Consider the following 2,662-nt stretch of genomic DNA (forward strand, 5'->3'; position numbering starts at 1 on the left):
GGCGGTCGACGTGTCCACCTTGAACGACGGCATGAGTTTCTCCCTCAGAGATGCCAGTAGAGACCAGATGACCAACTTGGCTAACCCGGTTGGTCACATCTCGAAGTTAGGGGAGATGGCTAGCCATGTCAACGACATGACTGTCGTGACTGTCCTGGCCTAGGCCACTCGCCTACCATCGACCCATGACCTTCGTCCCCGAGCCTCTAGACCCAGACGACGACCGAGCCCCCTACGAGCAGGTGGCCAGCAGCCTCAGTGCTGCCATCAGGACCAGGCGGCTGGGCCCCGGTGAGAAGCTCCCGTCCCACAAAGAACTGACGGAGCTGTACGGGTTCGCGCGGGCGACGATCCAGCGCGCGCTACGCGACCTCGAAGACGAGGGGCTCGTGGTCTCCCGCAAGGGCAGTGGTGTCTACGTCCGCAACCGGACCGAGAGGCCGGCCGGACTCAGGCCGTACGTCGAGCAAGCCTTCGCCAAGGACAACGTCACCATCGACTTCGCCGGGTTCTCCAGCGAGACCCTGCATGGTGCGCTTCAAGAGCCACTCGACAAGATCCGGATCGGCAGGCTTACCCCGTCGAGCATCACCATGCGGATACTCGTCCCCGACATGTCCGTGCCGCAGGCCGCCCCCGTACGCATGGAGGACGGGGCGGACGACAAGCGGCTCCGCGACCGCATGCACGAGATCATGGTCAGCTACACCCGCAGCATCCGGGATGCCATCACCGAGCTGGGGCACCTAGGTCTCGTAGCCGAGACCCGGATCAACGTCCGCGTCCACAGCGGCACGCAGTTCTTCAAGCTGTATGTGATCAACCAAGAGGACGCATTCTTCGGGTACTACCCGATCCGCCCCAACAAGGTTGTTGCCCAGGGCGAGACGATCGAGATCTACGACCTGGTCGGCAAGGACACCACGCTCTTCCACCACTCGATCAACGATGGCGAAGCCTCCAGCGGAGCACAGCAGGTGCAGCAGGCGCGTATGTGGTTCGACAGCGTCTGGGAGACCATCGGAAGGGACTTCGACCTTGACGCACGCTGACCCGCTCACCGAGACCCTGGCGAACGCGCGCGTCATCCTCCTCGACTTCGACGGTCCCGTATGCGACGTATTCGCCGGACTACCGGCACCGGACGTTGCGAAGGAACTGACTGCGCTCCTCTCCGCCCAGGATGAAGCCGCGGGGACGAAGGCCGCCCAGACGGACGACCCTATCGAGGTCCTGCGCATCGCGCACGAGGCCGACCCCGAGCTTGGCCAAAAGGTCGAGCAGGCCCTTACGGACGCCGAGGTCCGCGCGGTCGCGGTGGCCGGTCAACCGACCCCAGGGGCCGTGGAGTCTCTCCTCGCCGCCCGTTCGGCGAACCGTGGAGTGGCGGTGGTGAGCAACAATTCCGCCGAGTGCGTTCGGGCCTTCCTTGAGCTGCACGGGCTGGACGAGTACGTCATGAGGATCGTGGGCCGACCCGCCGAGCAGCCTCACTTGATGAAGCCGAACCCGTTCCCGCTCATCACGGCTGCCGAGCAGATGCACGTTGATGTCACAGGCTGCACGCTGATCGGTGACTCGCTCACGGACATCCAGGCCGCTCATGCCGCCGGTACGACGGTTATCGGCTACGCCAACAAGCCCCACAAGGCCTATCTGTTCACCGAGGCGCAGGCCGACGCCATCACGGAGGACATGCAGGCCATCGCCGACGCGCTGACCAAGGCGTAGCCGAGCAGCAAAGAGAGCTGTTACAGGTTTCTCTACCTCATCAAGGCACCCGCCGCGCACGGCGCGGCGCGCGCGGCCCGTCGCCCGGGCCTGCGCTCCTGTCTGCGCCCCGCTCCAGCCCGGCCGCCGTCCGCGCGCCTGACAGCGCGGGTTGATGGGGAGGGGGGCTGGCCCACAGACGCGGCATCCGACACATGGCATGCGTGGCCAGGAGCGCTGCCGACTGCGGCCGGAACGGCGTGCCAAAGACGGCTGGCAGCGAGGGAGGGGTGGCCGCTTGCGCACGGTCGGCCGTCTTACGGGCCTGAGTGGGACTGGGCGCCGTACCCTCGCCGTCACGGATGGCGGGTGCGTGAGGCGACCGCGCCACCGGGGATGGGCGGGCGGGGAGCATCTGCTGCCGCGATGTGGTGCCAGGCCGGTGTGGTCGCTCCGCGTCGGTGCCGGTCTCGTCGTGGCTGATGAGCGCGTCGTTGAGTCGTCTCCCGCGACGTACCGTGCGGAGGCCGTCGCGGCGGGAGAGGGGGAGCAGGGTGAGCAGAAGGCGATACGTGGCCAGGGGCGTACCCGGCGGCTACCGCATCTGGGACAACAAAGGTCGCCGATGGTGGGGCGACCACTATGAGCTATGCCCCGATGATCTCCTTGTTGAGCTGAATGGCGCCGCCGACTACACGAAGATCACGGCCCTTCTCAAGAAGTACAGGGCCCAGAAGCGCTGAATCGCGATATCCAGTGCGGCGGGGACTGTCAAGACCGCCCTCCGTCGATGACATCAGCGGCTGACACCAACGAGCGCGAATCTCGCCGATCGACGCCGAACATCAGCGGCAGGCCAGACGACGCGCGGAGCGTGTTGGGCGAGGTCCCGGAATCCCCATGATCGACCTGATAAGGATGAGGCCACAGGTTCAAATCCTGTTAGCCCCAC

General features: G+C 65.9%; 3 protein-coding genes. All 3 read left to right on the forward strand.

Annotated elements, in window-relative coordinates:
- Positions 1-185: 185 nt before the first annotated feature.
- The 3 genes from ACWF79_RS34685 (at position 186) to ACWF79_RS34695 (ending at position 2,453) form a co-directional block, all read left to right on the forward strand.
- Positions 186-1,052: a GntR family transcriptional regulator gene (locus tag ACWF79_RS34685; protein WP_453732165.1), complete on the forward strand. Its 867-nt coding sequence runs from the start codon at positions 186-188 to the stop codon at positions 1,050-1,052.
- Positions 1,039-1,731, forward strand: a complete 693-nt coding sequence (locus tag ACWF79_RS34690) for an HAD family hydrolase (protein WP_453732166.1) — start codon at positions 1,039-1,041, stop codon at positions 1,729-1,731. The genes ACWF79_RS34685 and ACWF79_RS34690 overlap by 14 nt, the downstream gene beginning before the upstream one ends.
- Positions 1,732-2,264: 533 nt before the next feature.
- The gene (locus ACWF79_RS34695) at positions 2,265-2,453 is read left to right on the forward strand and encodes a hypothetical protein (RefSeq protein ID WP_453732167.1); all 189 of its coding nucleotides are present in this window, start codon (positions 2,265-2,267) and stop codon (positions 2,451-2,453) included.
- Positions 2,454-2,662: the final 209 nt, after the last annotated feature.

This window comes from Streptomyces sp. NPDC054975 (genome assembly GCF_053609105.1).

What these genes read in the sequence shown, in the direction of transcription:
- ACWF79_RS34685 (WP_453732165.1), top strand. Translation starts at nt 186, where the DNA reads ATGACCTTCGTCCCCGAGCCTCTAGACCCAGACGACGACCGAGCCCCC.